At 50.2% G+C, this 18,817-nt stretch carries 20 protein-coding genes; 9 read left to right on the top strand and 11 right to left on the bottom strand.

What is annotated here, in order from left to right:
* The first annotated feature begins 78 nt into the window (after positions 1-78).
* The 9 genes from rbfA to EFER_RS15800 all read left to right on the top strand — a co-directional run bounded on the left by rbfA (position 79) and on the right by EFER_RS15800 (position 9,724).
* Complete coding sequence (gene rbfA, locus EFER_RS15840) at positions 79-480, top strand: 30S ribosome-binding factor RbfA (protein ID WP_001040205.1); 402 nt, start codon at positions 79-81, stop codon at positions 478-480.
* Positions 480-1,424, top strand: coding sequence for a tRNA pseudouridine(55) synthase TruB (gene truB, locus EFER_RS15835; RefSeq protein ID WP_000089706.1), 945 nt, complete (start codon positions 480-482; stop codon positions 1,422-1,424). Before rbfA ends, truB begins: the two co-directional genes overlap by 1 nt.
* Before the next feature lie 148 nt (positions 1,425-1,572).
* Positions 1,573-1,842, top strand: a complete 270-nt coding sequence (rpsO, locus tag EFER_RS15830) for a 30S ribosomal protein S15 (protein WP_000059466.1) — start codon at positions 1,573-1,575, stop codon at positions 1,840-1,842.
* Positions 1,843-2,087: 245 nt separating this feature from the next.
* Positions 2,088-4,223, top strand: coding sequence for a polyribonucleotide nucleotidyltransferase (gene pnp / locus EFER_RS15825; protein ID WP_001296445.1), 2,136 nt, complete (start codon positions 2,088-2,090; stop codon positions 4,221-4,223).
* A gap of 108 nt (positions 4,224-4,331) precedes the next feature.
* Positions 4,332-5,216 (top strand): lipoprotein NlpI, encoded by an 885-nt coding sequence (nlpI, locus tag EFER_RS15820; protein WP_000802080.1) that lies wholly within the window; start codon positions 4,332-4,334, stop codon positions 5,214-5,216.
* Positions 5,217-5,322: 106 nt separating this feature from the next.
* Positions 5,323-5,403, top strand: a complete 81-nt coding sequence (gene yrbN, locus EFER_RS23850) for a protein YrbN (protein ID WP_010723222.1) — start codon at positions 5,323-5,325, stop codon at positions 5,401-5,403.
* A complete protein-coding gene (gene deaD / locus EFER_RS15815) occupies positions 5,396-7,285 on the top strand; it encodes an ATP-dependent RNA helicase DeaD (RefSeq protein ID WP_001295553.1) in 1,890 nt (629 codons plus the stop codon). Before yrbN ends, deaD begins: the two co-directional genes overlap by 8 nt.
* Before the next feature lie 153 nt (positions 7,286-7,438).
* The gene (mtr, locus tag EFER_RS15805; protein ID WP_000224326.1) at positions 7,439-8,683 is read left to right on the top strand and encodes a tryptophan permease; all 1,245 of its coding nucleotides are present in this window, start codon (positions 7,439-7,441) and stop codon (positions 8,681-8,683) included.
* 99 nt (positions 8,684-8,782) lie between these two features.
* Entirely contained in the window at positions 8,783-9,724 is a 942-nt protein-coding gene (locus EFER_RS15800) for a LysR family transcriptional regulator (RefSeq protein WP_000933763.1), read from the top strand.
* On the opposite strand, the gene EFER_RS15795 is transcribed toward EFER_RS15800, so the two are convergent.
* The 11 genes from EFER_RS15795 to madB all read right to left on the bottom strand — a co-directional run bounded on the left by EFER_RS15795 (position 9,687) and on the right by madB (position 18,707).
* A complete protein-coding gene (locus EFER_RS15795; RefSeq protein ID WP_000286809.1) occupies positions 9,687-10,118 on the bottom strand; it encodes a HutP family protein in 432 nt (143 codons plus the stop codon). The two genes, EFER_RS15800 and EFER_RS15795, sit on opposite strands and share 38 nt — an antisense overlap.
* 43 nt (positions 10,119-10,161) lie before the next feature.
* Positions 10,162-10,932 (bottom strand): malonate transporter subunit MadM, encoded by a 771-nt coding sequence (madM, locus tag EFER_RS15790; RefSeq protein ID WP_000434942.1) that lies wholly within the window; start codon positions 10,930-10,932, stop codon positions 10,162-10,164.
* 16 nt (positions 10,933-10,948) lie between these two features.
* Entirely contained in the window at positions 10,949-11,329 is a 381-nt protein-coding gene (gene madL, locus EFER_RS15785) for a malonate transporter subunit MadL (protein ID WP_000587896.1), read from the bottom strand.
* 304 nt (positions 11,330-11,633) lie between these two features.
* Positions 11,634-11,852: a biotin/lipoyl-containing protein gene (locus EFER_RS15780; RefSeq protein ID WP_000005647.1), complete on the bottom strand. Its 219-nt coding sequence runs from the start codon at positions 11,850-11,852 to the stop codon at positions 11,634-11,636.
* 20 nt (positions 11,853-11,872) lie between these two features.
* Positions 11,873-12,559 carry a malonate decarboxylase holo-[acyl-carrier-protein] synthase gene (gene mdcG, locus EFER_RS15775; protein WP_000105688.1) on the bottom strand — a complete coding sequence of 229 codons (687 nt, stop codon included), beginning with the start codon at positions 12,557-12,559 and terminating at the stop codon, positions 11,873-11,875.
* Positions 12,556-13,656 (bottom strand): hypothetical protein, encoded by a 1,101-nt coding sequence (locus tag EFER_RS15770; RefSeq protein WP_000999547.1) that lies wholly within the window; start codon positions 13,654-13,656, stop codon positions 12,556-12,558. The genes mdcG and EFER_RS15770 overlap by 4 nt, the downstream gene beginning before the upstream one ends.
* A 15-nt stretch (positions 13,657-13,671) precedes the next feature.
* Entirely contained in the window at positions 13,672-14,553 is an 882-nt protein-coding gene (gene mdcE, locus EFER_RS15765) for a biotin-independent malonate decarboxylase subunit gamma (RefSeq protein WP_000429349.1), read from the bottom strand.
* Positions 14,553-15,482 (bottom strand): biotin-independent malonate decarboxylase subunit beta, encoded by a 930-nt coding sequence (locus EFER_RS15760; RefSeq protein WP_001281759.1) that lies wholly within the window; start codon positions 15,480-15,482, stop codon positions 14,553-14,555. The genes mdcE and EFER_RS15760 overlap by 1 nt, the downstream gene beginning before the upstream one ends.
* Positions 15,475-15,807, bottom strand: coding sequence for a malonate decarboxylase acyl carrier protein (gene mdcC, locus EFER_RS15755; protein ID WP_001173717.1), 333 nt, complete (start codon positions 15,805-15,807; stop codon positions 15,475-15,477). The genes EFER_RS15760 and mdcC overlap by 8 nt, the downstream gene beginning before the upstream one ends.
* 11 nt (positions 15,808-15,818) lie before the next feature.
* The gene (gene mdcA, locus EFER_RS15750; RefSeq protein ID WP_000910505.1) at positions 15,819-17,486 is read right to left on the bottom strand and encodes a malonate decarboxylase subunit alpha; all 1,668 of its coding nucleotides are present in this window, start codon (positions 17,484-17,486) and stop codon (positions 15,819-15,821) included.
* Positions 17,487-17,498: 12 nt separating this feature from the next.
* Positions 17,499-18,707 (bottom strand): Na+-transporting malonate decarboxylase, carboxybiotin decarboxylase subunit, encoded by a 1,209-nt coding sequence (gene madB, locus EFER_RS15745; protein ID WP_000350963.1) that lies wholly within the window; start codon positions 18,705-18,707, stop codon positions 17,499-17,501.
* Between the last annotated feature and the right edge of the window lie 110 nt (positions 18,708-18,817).

The raw sequence follows: 18,817 nt of genomic DNA, 5'->3' as shown, positions 1-18,817 counted from the left end.
GCTACGTGAACAGCCCTTCCACCTGAAATTAATTTTAAAAAGGGGCTAACAGCCCCTTTTTTGTCAGGAGAATTTATTATGGCGAAAGAATTTGGTCGCCCGCAGCGCGTAGCGCAGGAAATGCAAAAAGAGATCGCTCTCATCCTGCAACGCGAAATTAAAGATCCTCGTCTGGGCATGATGACCACCGTTTCCGGTGTCGAAATGTCTCGTGACCTGGCGTATGCAAAAGTCTATGTGACGTTCCTTAACGACAAAGATGAAGACGCGGTTAAAGCGGGCATCAAAGCGTTGCAGGAAGCTTCTGGTTTCATCCGCAGCCTGCTGGGTAAAGCGATGCGCCTGCGTATCGTGCCGGAACTGACCTTCTTCTACGACAACTCGCTGGTTGAAGGGATGCGTATGTCAAACCTGGTGACCAGCGTGGTCAAACATGACGAAGAACGTCGTGTTAACCCGGACGACAGCAAGGAGGACTAATGAGTCGTCCTCGTCGTCGCGGTCGCGACATTAACGGCGTTTTGTTGCTGGATAAACCGCAGGGTATGTCCAGCAACGATGCACTGCAAAAAGTGAAACGGATTTATAACGCTAATCGTGCCGGGCATACCGGTGCGCTGGACCCGCTGGCGACCGGCATGTTGCCGATTTGCCTCGGAGAAGCGACGAAGTTTTCCCAGTATCTGCTGGACTCCGACAAACGCTATCGGGTGATTGCGCGTCTTGGACAGCGTACTGATACTTCTGACGCTGACGGACAAATCGTTGAAGAACGTCCGGTAACCTTTAGTGCAGAGCAACTGGCGGCGGCACTGGATACTTTCCGTGGTGATATCGAACAGATCCCTTCGATGTATTCAGCACTGAAATACCAGGGCAAAAAACTGTACGAATATGCGCGTCAGGGAATTGAAGTCCCGCGTGAAGCACGCCCGATTACCGTTTATGAATTGTTGTTTATTCGCCACGAAGGCAATGAACTGGAGCTGGAAATTCACTGCTCAAAAGGCACCTATATCCGCACTATCATTGACGATCTCGGCGAAAAACTCGGCTGTGGCGCGCATGTTATTTACCTGCGTCGCCTGTCTGTAAGTAAATATCCGGTTGAACGGATGGTGACTCTGGAACATCTGCGTGAACTGGTTGAGCAAGCCGAGCAGCAGGATATTCCGGCAGCGGAGTTACTTGATCCATTACTGATGCCAATGGACAGTCCAGCTTCGGACTATCCGGTGGTGAATCTTCCGTTAACGTCTTCTGTTTACTTCAAAAATGGTAACCCGGTTCGTACATCCGGTGCGCCGCTGGAAGGACTGGTTCGCGTTACAGAAGGTGAGAATGGCAAGTTTATCGGTATGGGCGAAATTGACGATGAAGGCCGCGTTGCGCCTCGTCGCCTGGTGGTTGAATACCCGGCGTAATGTTAACCGTCTTGCGATAACAGGTCGCTACGAGTAGAATACTGCCGCTTAACGTCGCGTAAATTGTTTAACACTTTGCGTAACGTACACTGGGATCGCTGAATTAGAGATCGGCGTCCTTTCATTCTATATACTTTGGAGTTTTAAAATGTCTCTAAGTACTGAAGCAACAGCTAAAATCGTTTCTGAGTTTGGTCGTGACGCAAACGACACCGGTTCTACCGAAGTTCAGGTAGCACTGCTGACTGCACAGATCAACCACCTGCAGGGCCACTTTGCAGAGCACAAAAAAGATCACCACAGCCGTCGTGGTCTGCTGCGCATGGTTTCTCAGCGTCGTAAACTGCTCGACTACCTGAAACGTAAAGACGTAGCACGTTACACCCAGCTCATCGAGCGCCTGGGTCTGCGTCGCTAATTCTTGCGAGTTTCAGAAAAGGGGCCTGAGTGGCCCCTTTTTTCAAACTGACGGCAGCAATTCACTGGAAACTAATGTATTGTTGCTATGAATGATCTTCCGTTGCAGAGGTTCGCGCGGCTAATGAGAGGCTTTACCCACATTGGGCTGGGTTAGGGTTGTCATTAGTCGCGAGGATGCGCAGAAGATCGGGTATTAACACCAGTGCCGTAAGGTGCTGTCTAAGAAAGAGAAAGGATATTACATTGCTTAATCCGATCGTTCGTAAATTCCAGTACGGCCAACACACCGTGACTCTGGAAACCGGCATGATGGCGCGTCAAGCCACTGCCGCTGTTATGGTTAGCATGGATGACACCGCGGTATTCGTTACCGTTGTCGGCCAGAAAAAAGCCAAACCAGGTCAGGACTTCTTCCCGCTGACCGTTAACTATCAGGAGCGTACCTACGCTGCTGGTCGTATCCCGGGTAGCTTCTTCCGTCGTGAAGGCCGCCCAAGCGAAGGCGAAACGCTGATCGCGCGTCTGATTGACCGCCCGATTCGCCCGCTGTTCCCGGAAGGTTTCGTCAACGAAGTTCAGGTTATCGCCACCGTGGTTTCTGTTAACCCGCAGGTTAACCCGGATATCGTCGCGATGATTGGTGCTTCTGCGGCGCTGTCTCTGTCTGGTATTCCGTTCAATGGTCCGATTGGTGCTGCCCGCGTAGGTTACATCAATGACCAGTACGTACTGAACCCGACTCAGGACGAGCTGAAAGAGAGTAAACTGGATCTGGTTGTTGCCGGTACAGAAGCTGCCGTGCTGATGGTTGAATCTGAAGCTGAACTGCTGAGCGAAGACCAAATGCTGGGCGCAGTGGTGTTCGGTCATGAACAACAGCAAGTTGTTATTCAGAACATCAATGAACTGGTGAAAGAAGCCGGTAAACCGCGTTGGGATTGGCAGCCGGAGCCGGTAAACGAAGCGCTGAACGCGCGCGTTGCTGCGCTGGCTGAAGCTCGTCTGAGCGATGCTTATCGCATCACCGACAAACAAGAGCGTTATGCGCAGGTTGATGTCATCAAATCTGAAACCATCGCGACGCTGCTTGCTGAAGACGAGACCCTGGACGAAAACGAACTGGGTGAAATTCTGCACGCTATCGAGAAAAATGTTGTTCGTAGCCGCGTACTGGCAGGCGAACCGCGTATCGACGGTCGTGAAAAAGATATGATCCGTGGTCTGGATGTGCGTACTGGCGTGCTGCCGCGTACTCACGGTTCTGCGTTGTTTACCCGTGGTGAAACGCAGGCACTGGTTACCGCAACGCTGGGTACTGCACGTGACGCACAGGTTCTTGATGAACTGATGGGCGAACGTACTGACACCTTCCTGTTCCACTACAACTTCCCTCCGTATTCCGTAGGTGAAACTGGCATGGTCGGTTCTCCGAAGCGTCGTGAAATTGGTCACGGTCGTCTGGCGAAGCGCGGCGTGCTGGCAGTAATGCCGGATATGGACAAATTCCCGTACACCGTACGTGTAGTGTCTGAAATTACCGAATCCAACGGTTCTTCTTCTATGGCTTCCGTGTGCGGTGCGTCTCTGGCGCTGATGGACGCAGGTGTGCCAATCAAAGCTGCTGTTGCGGGTATCGCAATGGGTCTGGTGAAAGAAGGCGACAACTACGTTGTACTGTCTGACATTTTGGGCGACGAAGATCACCTGGGCGATATGGACTTCAAAGTTGCGGGTTCCCGCGACGGTATCTCTGCACTGCAGATGGATATCAAAATTGAAGGTATCACCAAAGAGATCATGCAGGTTGCGCTGAATCAAGCTAAAGGTGCGCGTCTGCACATCCTGGGCGTCATGGAGCAGGCGATCAACGCGCCGCGTGGCGATATCTCTGAGTTCGCTCCGCGTATCCATACCATCAAGATCAATCCAGACAAGATCAAAGACGTTATCGGTAAAGGCGGTTCTGTAATCCGTGCTCTGACCGAAGAAACTGGCACTACCATCGAAATTGAAGATGACGGTACTGTGAAGATCGCAGCGACCGACGGCGAGAAGGCGAAAAACGCTATTCGTCGTATCGAAGAGATCACTGCAGAAATCGAAGTAGGCCGCGTCTACAATGGTAAAGTGACTCGTATCGTTGACTTTGGCGCATTTGTTGCCATCGGCGGCGGTAAAGAAGGTCTGGTCCACATCTCTCAAATCGCTGACAAACGCGTTGAGAAAGTGACCGACTACCTGCAGATGGGTCAGGAAGTTCCGGTGAAAGTTCTGGAAGTTGATCGCCAGGGCCGTATCCGTCTGAGCATTAAAGAAGCGACTGAGCAGTCTCAACCTGCTGCAGCACCGGAAGCTCCGGCTGCAGAACAGGGCGAGTAAGGTTGCCATTTGCCCTCCGCTGCGGCGGGGGGCTTTTAACCGGGCAGGACGCCTTGTTAGCAACCGGGAACAGGACGTTCATTCAACCGTGGTCTTCGGGAGTGGGAAATGAAGCCTTTTTTGCGCTGGTGTTTCGTTGCGACAGCACTTACGCTTGCAGGATGCAGTAATACTTCCTGGCGTAAAAGTGAAGTCCTCGCGGTACCATTGCAACCGACTTTACAGCAGGAAGTGATTCTGGCACGTATGGAACAAATCCTTGCCAGTCGGGCTTTAACCGATGACGAACGCGCACAGCTTTTATATGAGCGCGGAGTGTTGTATGATAGTCTCGGTCTGAGGGCATTAGCGCGTAACGATTTTTCGCAAGCGCTGGCAATCCGACCGGATATGCCGGAAGTATTCAATTACTTAGGCATATATTTAACGCAGGCAGGCAATTTTGATGCTGCCTATGAAGCGTTTGATTCTGTACTTGAGCTTGATCCAACTTACAACTACGCGCACTTGAATCGCGGGATCGCATTATATTACGGCGGTCGTGATAAGTTAGCGCAAGATGATCTGCTGGCGTTTTATCAAGACGATCCCAATGATCCTTTCCGTAGTCTGTGGCTTTATCTCGCCGAGCAGAAGCTCGATGAGAAGCAGGCTAAAGAAGTGTTGAAACAGCACTTCGAAAAATCGGATAAGGAACAGTGGGGATGGAACATTGTCGAGTTCTACCTGGGCAACATTAGCGAACAAACGTTAATGGAAAGGCTCAAGGCGGACGCAACGGATAACACCTCGCTCGCTGAGCATCTCAGTGAAACCAACTTCTATTTAGGTAAGTACTACCTAAGTCTGGGGGATTTGGACAGCGCCACGGCACTGTTCAAACTGGCGGTTGCCAACAACGTTCATAACTTTGTTGAGCACCGATACGCATTGTTGGAATTATCGCTCCTGGGCCAGGACCAAGATGACCTGGCAGAATCGGACCAGCAATAGCTGACGTACACATCAGCCCGTAATCTTTTTTGATTGCCATCACCTTAACAGGTGAGGGCGTTGTTGTTCGTTAATACACCTACTTTGAGCCGGTTCACACTTTTCAATGAAAATTGCTGATCAATTTCATGATGAGTTATGTAGACTGGCCGCCATTAATTTTGAGGCACACGTACTACATGGCTGAATTCGAAACCACTTTTGCAGATCTGGGCCTGAAGGCTCCTATCCTTGAAGCCCTTAACGATCTGGGTTACGAAAAACCATCTCCAATTCAGGCAGAGTGTATTCCACATCTGCTGAATGGCCGCGACGTTCTGGGTATGGCCCAGACGGGGAGCGGAAAAACTGCAGCATTCTCTTTACCTCTGCTGCAAAATCTTGATCCTGAGCTGAAAGCACCACAGATTCTGGTGCTGGCACCGACCCGCGAACTGGCGGTACAGGTTGCTGAGGCAATGACGGATTTCTCTAAACACATGCGCGGCGTAAACGTGGTTGCCCTGTACGGCGGCCAGCGTTATGACGTGCAATTACGCGCCCTGCGTCAGGGGCCGCAGATCGTTGTCGGTACTCCAGGCCGTCTGCTGGACCACCTGAAACGTGGCACTCTGGACCTCTCTAAACTGAGCGGTCTGGTTCTGGATGAAGCTGACGAAATGCTGCGCATGGGCTTCATCGAAGACGTTGAAACCATTATGGCGCAGATCCCGGAAGGTCATCAGACCGCTCTGTTCTCTGCAACTATGCCGGAAGCGATTCGTCGCATTACCCGCCGCTTTATGAAAGAGCCGCAGGAAGTGCGCATTCAGTCCAGCGTGACTACCCGTCCTGACATCAGCCAGAGCTACTGGACTGTGTGGGGGATGCGTAAAAACGAAGCACTGGTACGTTTCCTGGAAGCGGAAGATTTTGATGCGGCGATTATCTTCGTTCGTACCAAAAACGCGACTTTGGAAGTGGCAGAAGCTCTTGAGCGTAACGGCTACAACAGCGCCGCGCTGAACGGTGACATGAACCAGGCGCTGCGCGAGCAGACTCTGGAACGTCTGAAAGACGGCCGTCTGGATATCCTGATTGCGACCGACGTTGCGGCCCGTGGCCTGGACGTTGAGCGTATCAGCCTGGTAGTTAACTACGATATCCCGATGGATTCTGAGTCTTACGTTCACCGTATCGGTCGTACCGGTCGTGCGGGGCGTGCTGGTCGTGCGCTGCTGTTCGTTGAGAACCGCGAGCGTCGTCTGCTGCGCAACATTGAACGCACTATGAAGCTGACCATTCCGGAAGTAGAACTGCCGAACGCAGAGCTGCTGGGCAAACGCCGTCTGGAAAAATTTGCCGCTAAAGTACAGCAGCAGCTGGAAAGCAGCGATCTGGATCAATACCGTGCACTGCTGAGCAAAATTCAGCCGACTGCCGAAGGTGAAGAGCTGGATCTCGAAACTCTGGCCGCCGCACTGCTGAAAATGGCACAGGGTGAGCGTACTCTGATTGTTCCGCCAGATGCGCCGATGCGTCCGAAACGTGAATTCCGCGACCGTGACGACCGTGGTCCGCGCGATCGTAACGACCGTGGCCCGCGTGGCGACCGTGAAGATCGTCCGCGTCGTGAACGTCGTGATGTTGGCGATATGCAGCTGTACCGTATTGAAGTGGGCCGCGATGATGGTGTTGAAGTTCGTCATATCGTTGGCGCGATTGCTAACGAAGGCGACATCAGCAGCCGTTACATCGGTAATATCAAGCTGTTTGCTTCTCACTCCACCATCGAACTGCCGAAAGGTATGCCGGGTGAAGTGCTGCAACACTTTACGCGTACTCGCATTCTTAACAAGCCGATGAACATGCAGTTGCTGGGCGATGCACAGCCGCATACTGGTGGTGAGCGTCGTGGCGGTGGTCGTGGTTTCGGTGGCGAACGTCGTGAAGGCGGTCGTAACTTCAGCGGTGAACGCCGTGAAGGTGGTCGTGGTGATGGTCGTCGTTTTAGCGGCGAACGTCGTGAAGGCCGCGCACCGCGCCGTGATGACTCTACCGGTCGTCGTCGTTTCGGTGGTGATGCGTAATCATCGCTGATTAGCGAACACAATCTGTAAAATAATATATACAGCCCCGATTTTAACCATCGGGGCTTTTTTTTTGTCTTTTGTACTCGTGTACTGGTACAGTGCAATACATAACAACATAGTCGCACTATTTTTCACTGGAGAGAAGCCCACATGGCAACACTAACCACCACCCAAACGTCACCGTCGCTGCTTGGCGGCGTGGTGATTATCGGCGGCACCATTATTGGCGCAGGGATGTTTTCTCTGCCAGTGGTCATGTCCGGTGCGTGGTTCTTCTGGTCAATGGCGGCGCTGATCTTTACCTGGTTTTGTATGCTGCATTCCGGCTTGATGATTCTGGAAGCTAACCTGAATTACCGAATCGGCTCGAGCTTTGACACCATCACCAAAGACTTGCTGGGCAAAGGCTGGAACGTGGTCAACGGCATATCCATTGCCTTTGTGCTCTATATCCTGACCTATGCCTATATTTCTGCCAGTGGTTCGATTCTGCATCACACCTTTGCAGAGATGTCGCTGAATGTCCCGGCACGGGCGGCGGGATTTTGTTTTGCACTGTTGGTGGCGTTCGTGGTGTGGTTGAGCACCAAAGCCGTAAGCCGGATGACGGCGATTGTGCTGGGGGCGAAAGTTATTACCTTCTTCCTCACTTTCGGCAGTTTGCTGGGGCATGTGCAGCCTGCGACATTGTTTAACGTCGCGGAAAGCAATGCGTCTTATGCACCGTATCTGTTGATGACCCTGCCGTTCTGTCTGGCCTCATTTGGTTATCACGGTAACGTGCCGAGCCTGATGAAGTATTACGGCAAAGATCCGAAAACTATCGTGAAATGTCTGGTCTACGGTACGCTGATGGCGCTGGCGCTGTATACCATCTGGTTGCTGGCGACGATGGGCAACATCCCTCGTCCGGAGTTTATCGGCATCGCCGAGAAGGGCGGTAATATTGATGTGCTGGTACAGGCGTTAAGCGGCGTGCTGAACAGCCGTAGCCTGGATCTGCTGCTGGTCGTGTTCTCAAACTTTGCGGTAGCGAGTTCGTTCCTCGGTGTTACGCTGGGTTTGTTTGACTATCTGGCAGATCTGTTTGGTTTCGATGACTCGGCTATGGGCCGCTTGAAAACGGCACTGTTGACCTTCGCACCGCCTGTTGTGGGTGGTTTGTTGTTCCCGGACGGATTTCTGTACGCCATTGGTTATGCTGGCTTAGCGGCTACCATCTGGGCGGCAATCGTTCCGGCGCTGTTGGCCCGCGCATCGCGTAAACGCTTTGGCAGCCCGAAATTCCGCGTCTGGGGCGGCAAGCCGATGATTGTGCTGATTCTGCTATTTGGTGTCGGTAACGCGCTGGTGCATATTTTATCGAGCTTTAAGTTATTACCCGTTTACCAATAAACAAATTCATATCAGGGCCAGATTTAACGATCTGGCTCAAAAAATAATATCGAATTATCCCCTAATATAAATATTCTCCTTTCACAGGGAAGTATTTATATGCTGAATAATGAAATCACACTGAGAAAAATAGAAATTTTTCTCTCATATATGGAGTCGATGAATATATCAAAAACAGCAGAGGCGATGAATATCTCTGCCGTAAGTGTTCATCGTGCTTTGCATTCTCTGGAAGATAATTTACGCTGCTCTTTATTTACGCATAATGGACGGAACTTGCATCCTCTGCCAGGTGCATGGGTAATGAAAGAGCAGGCGCGGGAAGTAATAAATAGTTTTGAACGGTGTATTTATCTGACCAGAGAAGCCGCCGGATATCATTCACCAACACTTCGTCTGGGATTACTTTACTCATTAGTAATGAAAACAGCACCACAAATTGTGCAAGGATTAAAAAACCGACGTCCTGAATTAACTATAGAGTTCATTATGAATTCGAATAAAAAACTACTTGAGGCTTTAAATGAAGGGAAGGTTGATGCTGTTTTAGTCTCCACCCCCGACGAGTACAATACTCAATTATTCGAAACATGGACCATTTTCTCTGATTCAATCTTCCTTGCTGTTCCTGTGACTGATGTTGATCTTTTGGAGTCACCGGTTGATTTATGCCAGTTACAGAACAAAAAATTTATCGCCCTTAGTGAAGGGTTTGCCACCTGGCGAGGATTTCAGGAAGCATTTAAAATTGCCGGTTTCGAGCCAGAAATTACCGTCCGTGTGCATGACATATTTTCACTTATGAGTATGGTAAATGCAGGGGTTGGGTACTCATTAATTCCAGGTAGAATGAGAGACCTTTTTACCAGTGGTATTCGGCTCTTACCATTACAGATACCTTATCGTATGGAGCAAGAAATATCATTGGTATTTCCTCGTAGCCAGGAAACACATCCAAGTATTCTATCCTTATTAGCAGAGTGTCGAATGTATGCTCGCCAACTTACGATGGAGAAAACCGATGTAAACTCAGCCCCATAATTTCCTGGCTCATGCGTTGATAAATCAACGCTTCGCCATATATCGCGGCGGCAATCCAACGCGAGTTGCTAATTAGTGATATTTTAATTCTGATATGTGATTCAGAAAGGGTATTTTCCAGAGCCTGATTTAGCGCCTGATTACTGAGTTGGCAAAGTGAGAAGATAGCAATTTCCTGGCGAGGTATTATTTGTTGTTTTAATGCACATCCAATAACGCTACGTTGAAGCTTATTTTTTATCTCTCCTGCTGTTCCGGTCAAAAAAGCAAAACCGACATGATGATCTGGTCTGTCTATTAAGAGCTTCTGGCGAAAATTATCTTCATCCTGTTGTGCACACAGTGACGCCAGTAATGCAATTTGCCCTGGTTTCATTCCCTGAAATGAATACATAGCATCCCCTTACGCCTGCTGTATTACCAACAGGCGGCAGTGATTAAAAGAACGGCGTTAAAGAGAGATACAGTACCGAAGGTGCCAACAGGCAGCCGAGTCCGGTATAAAACGTTGCTGTCATCGCGCCATAAGGTACAAGTTTTGGATCTGTTGCGGCCAATCCAGCTGCGACTCCGCTGGTCGATCCCATTAAGCCACCATAAACAATCGCTGCCGCTGGCGTGGTTAGCCCGGCTGCTTTTGCCACCAGTGGTGTCAGGATCATCACGGCAATCGATTTAATTACCCCTGCGGCAATACTTAGAGCGATGACATCGGAGGTGGCACCCAATGCAGCTCCGGTTACCGGGCCAACAATAAATGTGACCGCACCCGCACCGATAGTCGACATACTCACTGCATCGGTATAGCCGAATACCCAGGCTACAACTGCACCGAGATAAAAAGAGAGAACAGTAGAAATGATCAGCGCCAACAGACCGGCTAGTCCGGCTTTTTTCAGTTCTTCGAGCTTCACACCGAAAGCAGTAGAAATAATGGCAAAGTCACGAAACATACCTCCACCCATTAAGGCGATGCCGCTAAAAAGGCTGATATCAGCCAGGCCCTTTTTGCCTCCAGTTAATTCGCCACCAATCCATGCCAGTATTAATCCGGCAACAATAGCAATAGCAGAACTATGAATTTTGCCACGTAGTAAATGTGTGGAAATCCAACTTGCTGCCCAGCAAACAACGCCGACGACGACAAACGCGGTGATTAAGCCATTACTGGTAAAATTTCCGGATAGCGTTTTGAATATCTGTTCCATATTTTCGCCTTACTCGTTAGTCTACAACTTGCTGGTCAGAAGGCTTACTGCCTATTTTGCTCAGCGGTTTTATTAGCAGGAAACCAATAAATACCGCGCCGAGTCCGGCAATAACTGCCACCGGTCCACCCTTAAGTGCGGCAATAACATTCTGATTCGCAGACATGGCGACAACGATGGGGATATACATCGCACTCCAGAAACCCACTCCTTGTTCTGCTGGTTTTGACAGCAGTCCTTTTTCTATTAGTTTTTGTGATGACACGACCAGGAAAAGCATGGCAAAACCTATGCCACCAATATTGGCTGAGATCCCCAGTAAAGCGCCTAATAGATCGCCAACCATCAGACCGGCGAACATACAAAATCCCATTAACATCAAACCGTAAATGATCATGATGTTTCTCTTTGCTTATCCATACTAAAAGCAAAACGTTAAAACGGTGTCATGATTGCCGTCTTTTAGTAACAATAAATAAACAATAGCTTTCAGCACAGTATGTTTTTATATTTTTGACATTCAACAGTACATACATATTTCAATACAGGTGTACGCTCTGGTTTCACCGTGTCCAAATTCCGTCCACAATTACACCTACAGGGATAGACTCCTGGCATATCAGCGAACCGAATTATTAGTTCGCTGATATGTAAGCATAGCAATAACATCACATAAGAATGTCGTTTAGTATTAAAACATCTTATTCTGCTGCGATTTCGAATAATACCACTCCAGGGTTTACTCGGTCGCCGGGATTTACATGAATAGCCTTTAACACTCCACTTTCTGGAGATGCCACCGGCATTTTCATTTTCATAGCTTCCAGTACCAACACCACCTGACCTTTTTCGATTTTATCTCCTGCAGCTGATTTAACTTCATCAACAACGCCAGGTACTTTTGATTTAACTTCAGACATATTAGTTTCCTTTAATATATTTAATTGAAAGATGTTTTTGATAATTTAATGACGTCTTGACGGGTAATTAATTGAACGTCATTTTCGCCTTTAGCCAACAGAGTAAGACTTCCGCTGAACCATTCTTTAATATTTATGGCGTATCCATTTGAGAGAAGAATTTCGCCATCAATACGTAACTGATAATGATGCTCTATATTTCGTAGCGTCTCTAAGCATTGCGCAATAGAACTCAATGATTCGGGCATAATCTGGATATCCAGATCCGAATGGTTATCCGTCCATTGCCATGGCGTTACCATCTCTAAAGCTACTGACCCCCAGACACCCATTCGTAATTCTTGCCAACAACCACTCTCTCGCAACCTGTTAAACGCACGTGTCGCTGTTGTACGGTTGCTCAAAGGCAGACGAGCTGTTTGCTCGGGAGTTGAGTTGCGAACAATGGCCCTGACGGGAACGTTTACCGCCAGACGCAGACGTTGCCCTAGCCAACGCAACGGGAAACTAAAGCCAAGAGGAACTTCCTCCGTGGTGTGTGCGCCACGTCGTACGATACCGGGTAATGCCCCGCTGAGAAGAGTCGCCAGCGCCTGGTGACGAATGTCAGCGGGAAGCGAGCAAAACATCAGCTCAAACTGTTTTGCGATATCACTCAGTGCCGTTTGTGCTACCCAGCAAAGAGTATGGCGTTTGAGCGTGCTCATCGCGCCTTACTCCAGGCGGGGTCATTTTTCCCTTGTTGTTGTAACTCTCGCTGTGATGCCAGCAGAGCGTCAAATTGTGCTGTGGCATCGGGGCCGATAATATCGATAGGGACTGAACCAGACGCATCGTCCGGCAATATACCGGGGATGAGTTGGATATGAGTGGCTTCCGCCAGCGTTTGTAGTTTTGGCGAAACCCGACAAATCCTGCCCTTAATACGCATAATTGTTCGTGCTGTGCGTTCGACAATCTCCTGGTGGTGTGCTGTTGTCGCTACTACAACCATTTCATACTCGGGCGTGGTACGCCGCCGCTTCCAGGTTTGGATTATCCCTGCCGGGTTACAGAGATGACCGCCTGTTCCGACGGGAAAACTGTCGCCTGTTGGTAATCCGCCCACGATAACTTCCCGCCAGTCATCACCTTGTCGGGTCGCTACCAGAGAAATATCCTCACGCAGTGGTATGCCGTCGAGAACAAGCCAGCCAAATTCCTGGCACCCGTATACATCATGCAGCGTATATCCCAGACTTTGGGCCAGTGGCACCAGAGCTTCATCTAACGGTGTACCCGCCGTTATCAACGTCAGATTTTTGGGCAGTCGGTCGATAAGATTCATTTTCTGCGCTTGTTCCAGTGTGGCGCGTAAGAATGATGATTCTCCTATCACCACATCCGGCATTTGGCGACATAGCGCGATCAGCAATGCATCACGGCATGAGTGCGATAAAAACGACCAGCGAAGATCAAACGCTTCCAGCGCCTGGCAGGTAAAAACATTGACCAGCGGAGCGTAGGTCACCAGCAACTGCTGCCCGGTTGTAACTCCACACCCTTGCAGGACGCGTTTACCTGCTTCTGTACGCAGCGGTAATTCGCACCATGTCACCCCCACAATGTTCTGAAAGGCACTACTGCCAGTGGTGAATGTCACCATTGCCAGATTAAGTGGCGTATGGATCTCCTCGATCACATGTGCCGCTGTCGGCCCTGCAATACCTTTGTCTGCCAGTGTCCGACGGGGCATCTCTGAAAAAGAAGGGATGCCCTGCTGAGCCTGCACCAGCCATTCCAGTGTTGAGATGGGATCGTTCATGGTGCGTTTCCCCTGTCAGGCTGGCTGATAATGTTCGGCAATGGCCTGATACTCGTGCCGCATTTGCGCCAGGATCGCACTGCGCGTTTGGCGTCCGCCACGCTGATTACCAGAGAGCCCTCGCCCTTGTGGCCCGGTTGCAATCGTACCTAAGGTCTGTTTGGCAGAGCGCACTTCGTGAACATGGCGAGCAACCGCTTCTTTCATTTGCTCAATACTGTTCAGCAGTTCTTCAACGCCACCCAGTTGCCAGAAAAACTCCGGCCCCGCAGCAAAAACAGGATTGCTTCGTGAAAGTTCACTAAGTCGCTCCACATCCTGACGTGTGATACGGGCAATACTGCTGAGGGGCATTACGTGGATCATGGTGCCAAATTCGGAGGTCAAACTGAGAATGTGGTCGGCCTGTAATCCATGGCAAAGGAACGCACCACTGATGGCACGACCAATCACCATCGCGATGATCGGATGCCCGGCATGACGTGCTTGCGCCAGGGCCAGCTGATAAGCGCCCGTGGCTTTGTTCATACCGATGATCTCTTCCAGTTTGCCAGGACCATTCCCCGGAGTGTCTACTATCAGTACCAGTGGGCGCTTTTCAGTAGCATCTTTCAGGCGATCCATCTCCATGGTTCGGTAAACGGCCAGAGCCATTTTGTAGCCTTCTTCAAGCCCAATGACTCCGGCATAAACCACCGGAAAACGTGGATTAAATGCCATAGCATCATTGGCGATCACCGTGCATATTTCGCCATTCAACTGCGCACTACCGACCACAGCTCCGGGGCCGTAATCTTCACAAGGAAGATTCAGGTCTGTCAGCGCGTTTTCCACAAAACTGCCTTCATCGACAATAAGATCTATTGCCAACCGGCCCTGGCCTAATAAGTTTTCCATTACGCTTCCTCCACACTCAAACGTTTGACATTGCTCAGGAACGTTTCCAAATCCATATCAACCAGCGATTGTGGCGTGGCATTCCCTGCTGCCAGCCAGACATCACGGGCATCGGTTGGCGCCAGATCACAGATGTGTTGCGTCAGTGCCATCTGTTTACGCACTTTCTCTTCACTGCCAATACGCCGCATAGCTTCAATATCTGCCCAGGCAAGGGAAGCGATCTGCGTTACCTGCTGGTGGAAGGCCGCTAATGTATCGGCAATCAAATAGTTACAATCACCGACGATATACTTATGTTTACCGCCGGTGGTACGGAAGACCAGGGCGCGGTCGGAAGCGTCGAATTCACTACGCCCCATCTCTTGTTCGATAACTTCAGGGCCGGTGAGGCCAAGGCGTCCTGACTCACTCATCACAATGATGTCAGTTGCAGCGGCGACAAATCCCATCCCACCAAAGCAGCCAATTTTGCTGCCAATCAGTGCCACAACAGGTACTCTGCTCCGCAGCGTTTGCAGTAAATCCATGCACTCGGCGTGCGCCAGCAAACCGGCGTTAGCCTCATGCAGTCGTACACCGCCCGTTTCAAAGGAAATTAAGACGACAGGACGATAAGCGGGATCAGTAGATTGCGTTGCCAGTTCATCGGCCAGCATTAACGCGCCGACCATTTTTGCGCCGCCTACTTCACCAACAGAACCGCCAATAAAACGCCCTTCCTGAGAGATAACAATTGCCGGATGTTGCCCGAGTAAACCAATCCCCGTCACGACACCGTCATCGAACTCCACGGCTTCACCGAGGATGGGTAAATGGGGGCTTGTCTGTTTAGCCGACGGACCAATCAGCTCGCGGAAAGTGCCTTTATCAACTAATGCCTCTGCGCGTTCACGCGCACTGGCTTCCAGAAAACGCAGATCACTCATGTTGGTTTTCTCCTGGCAGAGCCTGTTGTAACGCTTGCTGCAGACGGAGTGCGACAACGGCAGGCGTGGCGTTGTTGTCATTGATGCTGACTTGCATATCTCCAAGTGGGCCATTGTCCAGGAAGCGTGTAAGTACAATTTCCCAGATGTGATCGAATCCGGTCACGGGCGTGCAAATACTGATATCGATACCGCCTGCCAGTGCTTTAGGTTCCAGTAAAACTTCCAGATCTCCTGAACCAACGATGCCGCAATGTACGGTTTGTGGTAGCGCAGCACGTTTACCGTTACCGCTAAAGTGGTGTGATATTTGATGTAAAGCCATGTCTTTTCCCCTTACCAGTTACGGAAACGAGCAGGCGGGTTATAGAGTCCGCCAGACCATTCGACTAAATCGCGGATACTTTTGGCTGCCAGCAGCTGGCGAGTGGCACGGCGGCGATCAATACCCAAATCTTCTGGTGTTTTAACGATACCGCTTTCACGCAATGCCTGGGTTTGTGCAGGATCGGCTGCCAGACCAATATCGGTATAACCTGCGACGGCACGAATAGCGGCCATCCGCTGTTCCAGTCCGTCACAACGATGGAGATAAGCGATACCTTCTTCGGTCAACACATGGGTGACGTCATCGGCGTAAACCATCACTGGCGGCAGATCGAGACCGGCTTTTTCGGCAAGCTGCCAGGCATCGAGTTTGTCAACAAAGGCAGGCTGGCGTTTCTCGCGGAAGGTTTCTTGCATCTGCACAACCAGACGCTTGCCACGTGGCATATCACCAATGAGTTGCTGTTGAGTGGCATTAAACTCCTCGCCACATTTCAGCCATGAACGGGTTGTGTGACGGCGACCTTTAGCATCACAGCCCATATTTGGTGCGCCACCAAAACCGGAGACCCGGCTGGCTGTAGCTGTACTGCTGTTGCCATATTTATCCAGTTGCAGAGTGCCGCCGATAAACATATCCAGCGCATAGTGTCCGGCAGCCTGGGCGAAGGCGCGGTTAGAACGCAAAGTGCCATCCTGTCCGATGTAGAACACATCCGGGCGTTCAGCGACATATTTCTCCATTCCCAACTCGCCACCGAAACAATGCACAGACTGAATCCAGCCGCTTTCAATTGCCGGAATTAAGGTTGGATGCGGGTTGAGTACCATATGGGTACAGACTTTGCCCTTCAGACCCAGTTCTTCGCCGTAAGTTGGCAGCAGCAGCTCGATGGCGGCAGTGAAAAAACCGATCCCGTGGTTGATACGTTCAACGCCGTACTCGGCATAAATCCCTTTCAGGGCCATCATTGCCATTAACACATGGGTATCGGTGATCAACGCGGGATCGCGGGTGAATAACGGTTCAACATAGAAAGGGCGTGGTGCTTCAATCACGGCATTAACCCAGTCACCAGGGATATCGACGCGCGGTACTTTGTCGACAATCTTGTTGACCTGAGCAATGACGATCCCCTGACGGAAGTGAGTTGCCTCGGCGATGACTGGCGTATCTTCCGTGTTAAAACCGGTATACAAATTACCGTCTTTATCTGCCTCAAACGCAGTGATGAACGACACGCGAGGAGTGAGATCAACAAAATAGCGGCTGAACAGTTCCAGATAGGTATGAATCGCGCCGAGCTTAATTTTGCCCTGTTGAATGAGCTTAGCCAGACGACCATCTTGTGGTCCGGCATAGGCAAAATCGAGCTTTTCTGCGATACCTTTTTCAAACAGATCAAGGTGTGTCGAAAGGGGTACAGAGGACTGCACCATATGCAGACCGGAGATTTTTTGGGGATCAACTTTGCACAAGCATTCCGCTAAAAAATCCGCCTGTTTCTGGTTATTCCCTTCAATATTTACCCGGTCACCGCTACGCAGGATCGCTTCCATTACGGCAACGGTATCGCTGGCGGCGATAATTTTACCCTCACGAAGATACGGCTTTATTAGCTGCAACCGCTGCTCCGTATCGTCTTTGAGTTGATGCCAGTTGTGCTCTTTTAGCATGTCATAACTCCCTTATTTCAGCAGGAATAACGTGGAGATAAAGATCCCCGTGGCGATAGCCGAGACGATCAACCCGCTGACACCCGCTCCCATCGCGAGGGGAAGAATGACGGCATAGGGGTTTTCGTGGCTTACTTCTTTCTGCGCGATTTTGGCTGTGGTTGGCAGGCAAGAGACGCCAGCAATACCAATGGCAGGGTTATAGCGACCTTTGGAGATAAACCAGATAAACCAGCCGCCAAGTAGCGCGCCGACTGCAGATATAGCAAGGGCGCCAATACCGAGGATCAGGATGATGCCAACTTTAGGATCGAGAATGGTCTGTGCTTCGCATAGCGTACCGAGCAGCAGCCCAAGAAACAGTGTCGCGGTATAGGTCATTGTCGATTCCAGCAGTTTCTGGAACGGCTCGATCTCAGCTTCTTTAATCGCAATACCGAGGAAGAAAGAGAGGATCAGCGGCGCGGCAACAGGTAATAGCAGGCATAACAACAAGCAGGCACAGATGGTAAAGATGAACTTTGCCTTTTTTGAAACCGTCGGATAGTCGATATCCACTTCCATGCCACGATACTTTTTCGGCACCATCAGACGCACCAGATACGGATAGCCAGCGTAGGTCAAACTCAGGTAGAGGTAGGCAATAATGGCAATTGGTACAAAAAGATTTGGCGCGAGGATCAGCGAGGCAAACAGCACCATGGGGCCATCCGCACCGCCAATGGTGGCAATTGACGCCGCTTCATTGGCGGGTAAGCCAAAGACCTCGATCCCGAGTAACAGTGCGGCAAATGTTCCTGCTTCGGCGAACAGAGCAACAATGATGCTTGCCCAGGGGCGTAGCAGAATGAAGCTGATATCACTCATGGCACCAATGCCAAAGAAAACGATACAGGCAATGAGGCCGTTACTGAATGTAAAGTTATAAACCGGTTGCAGAAAGTTTATCTGCATCAGATTAACCAGCTCCGTGGGATCACTCACCATCGGATCAAGGATTAAAGTGCCAGTTTGCCCGCCAGCAAGAAACAGAACACCAGCATTAACAGCGATCATGCCTAATCCCATTGGCACCATAATTAAAGGTTCAAGTTTCCGGCGAAATCCCATCCATGCCAGAATGAATCCAAGAATTATTAATAATAAACGAGCGATTGCTATTTTAGGATCTTCAACAAAAAATGTGCCGATCCCCGAAAAAAGCTTAACGAAAATATCCATAGAATGAATCCCTGGTGTTGCTAGAAAGGCGATTTGTTTATTAGTCGTCGGTAATATTTAACTTATTCATTAGCTTATTTACCCCAACAATAATGCCCACCACCGCAAAA

It is taken from the genome of Escherichia fergusonii ATCC 35469 (assembly GCF_000026225.1).
Lineage (GTDB): Bacteria > Pseudomonadota > Gammaproteobacteria > Enterobacterales > Enterobacteriaceae > Escherichia > Escherichia fergusonii.
The sequence above is the reverse complement of the archived record's forward strand: the minus strand, read 5'-3'. Positions and strand labels throughout refer to the sequence as shown.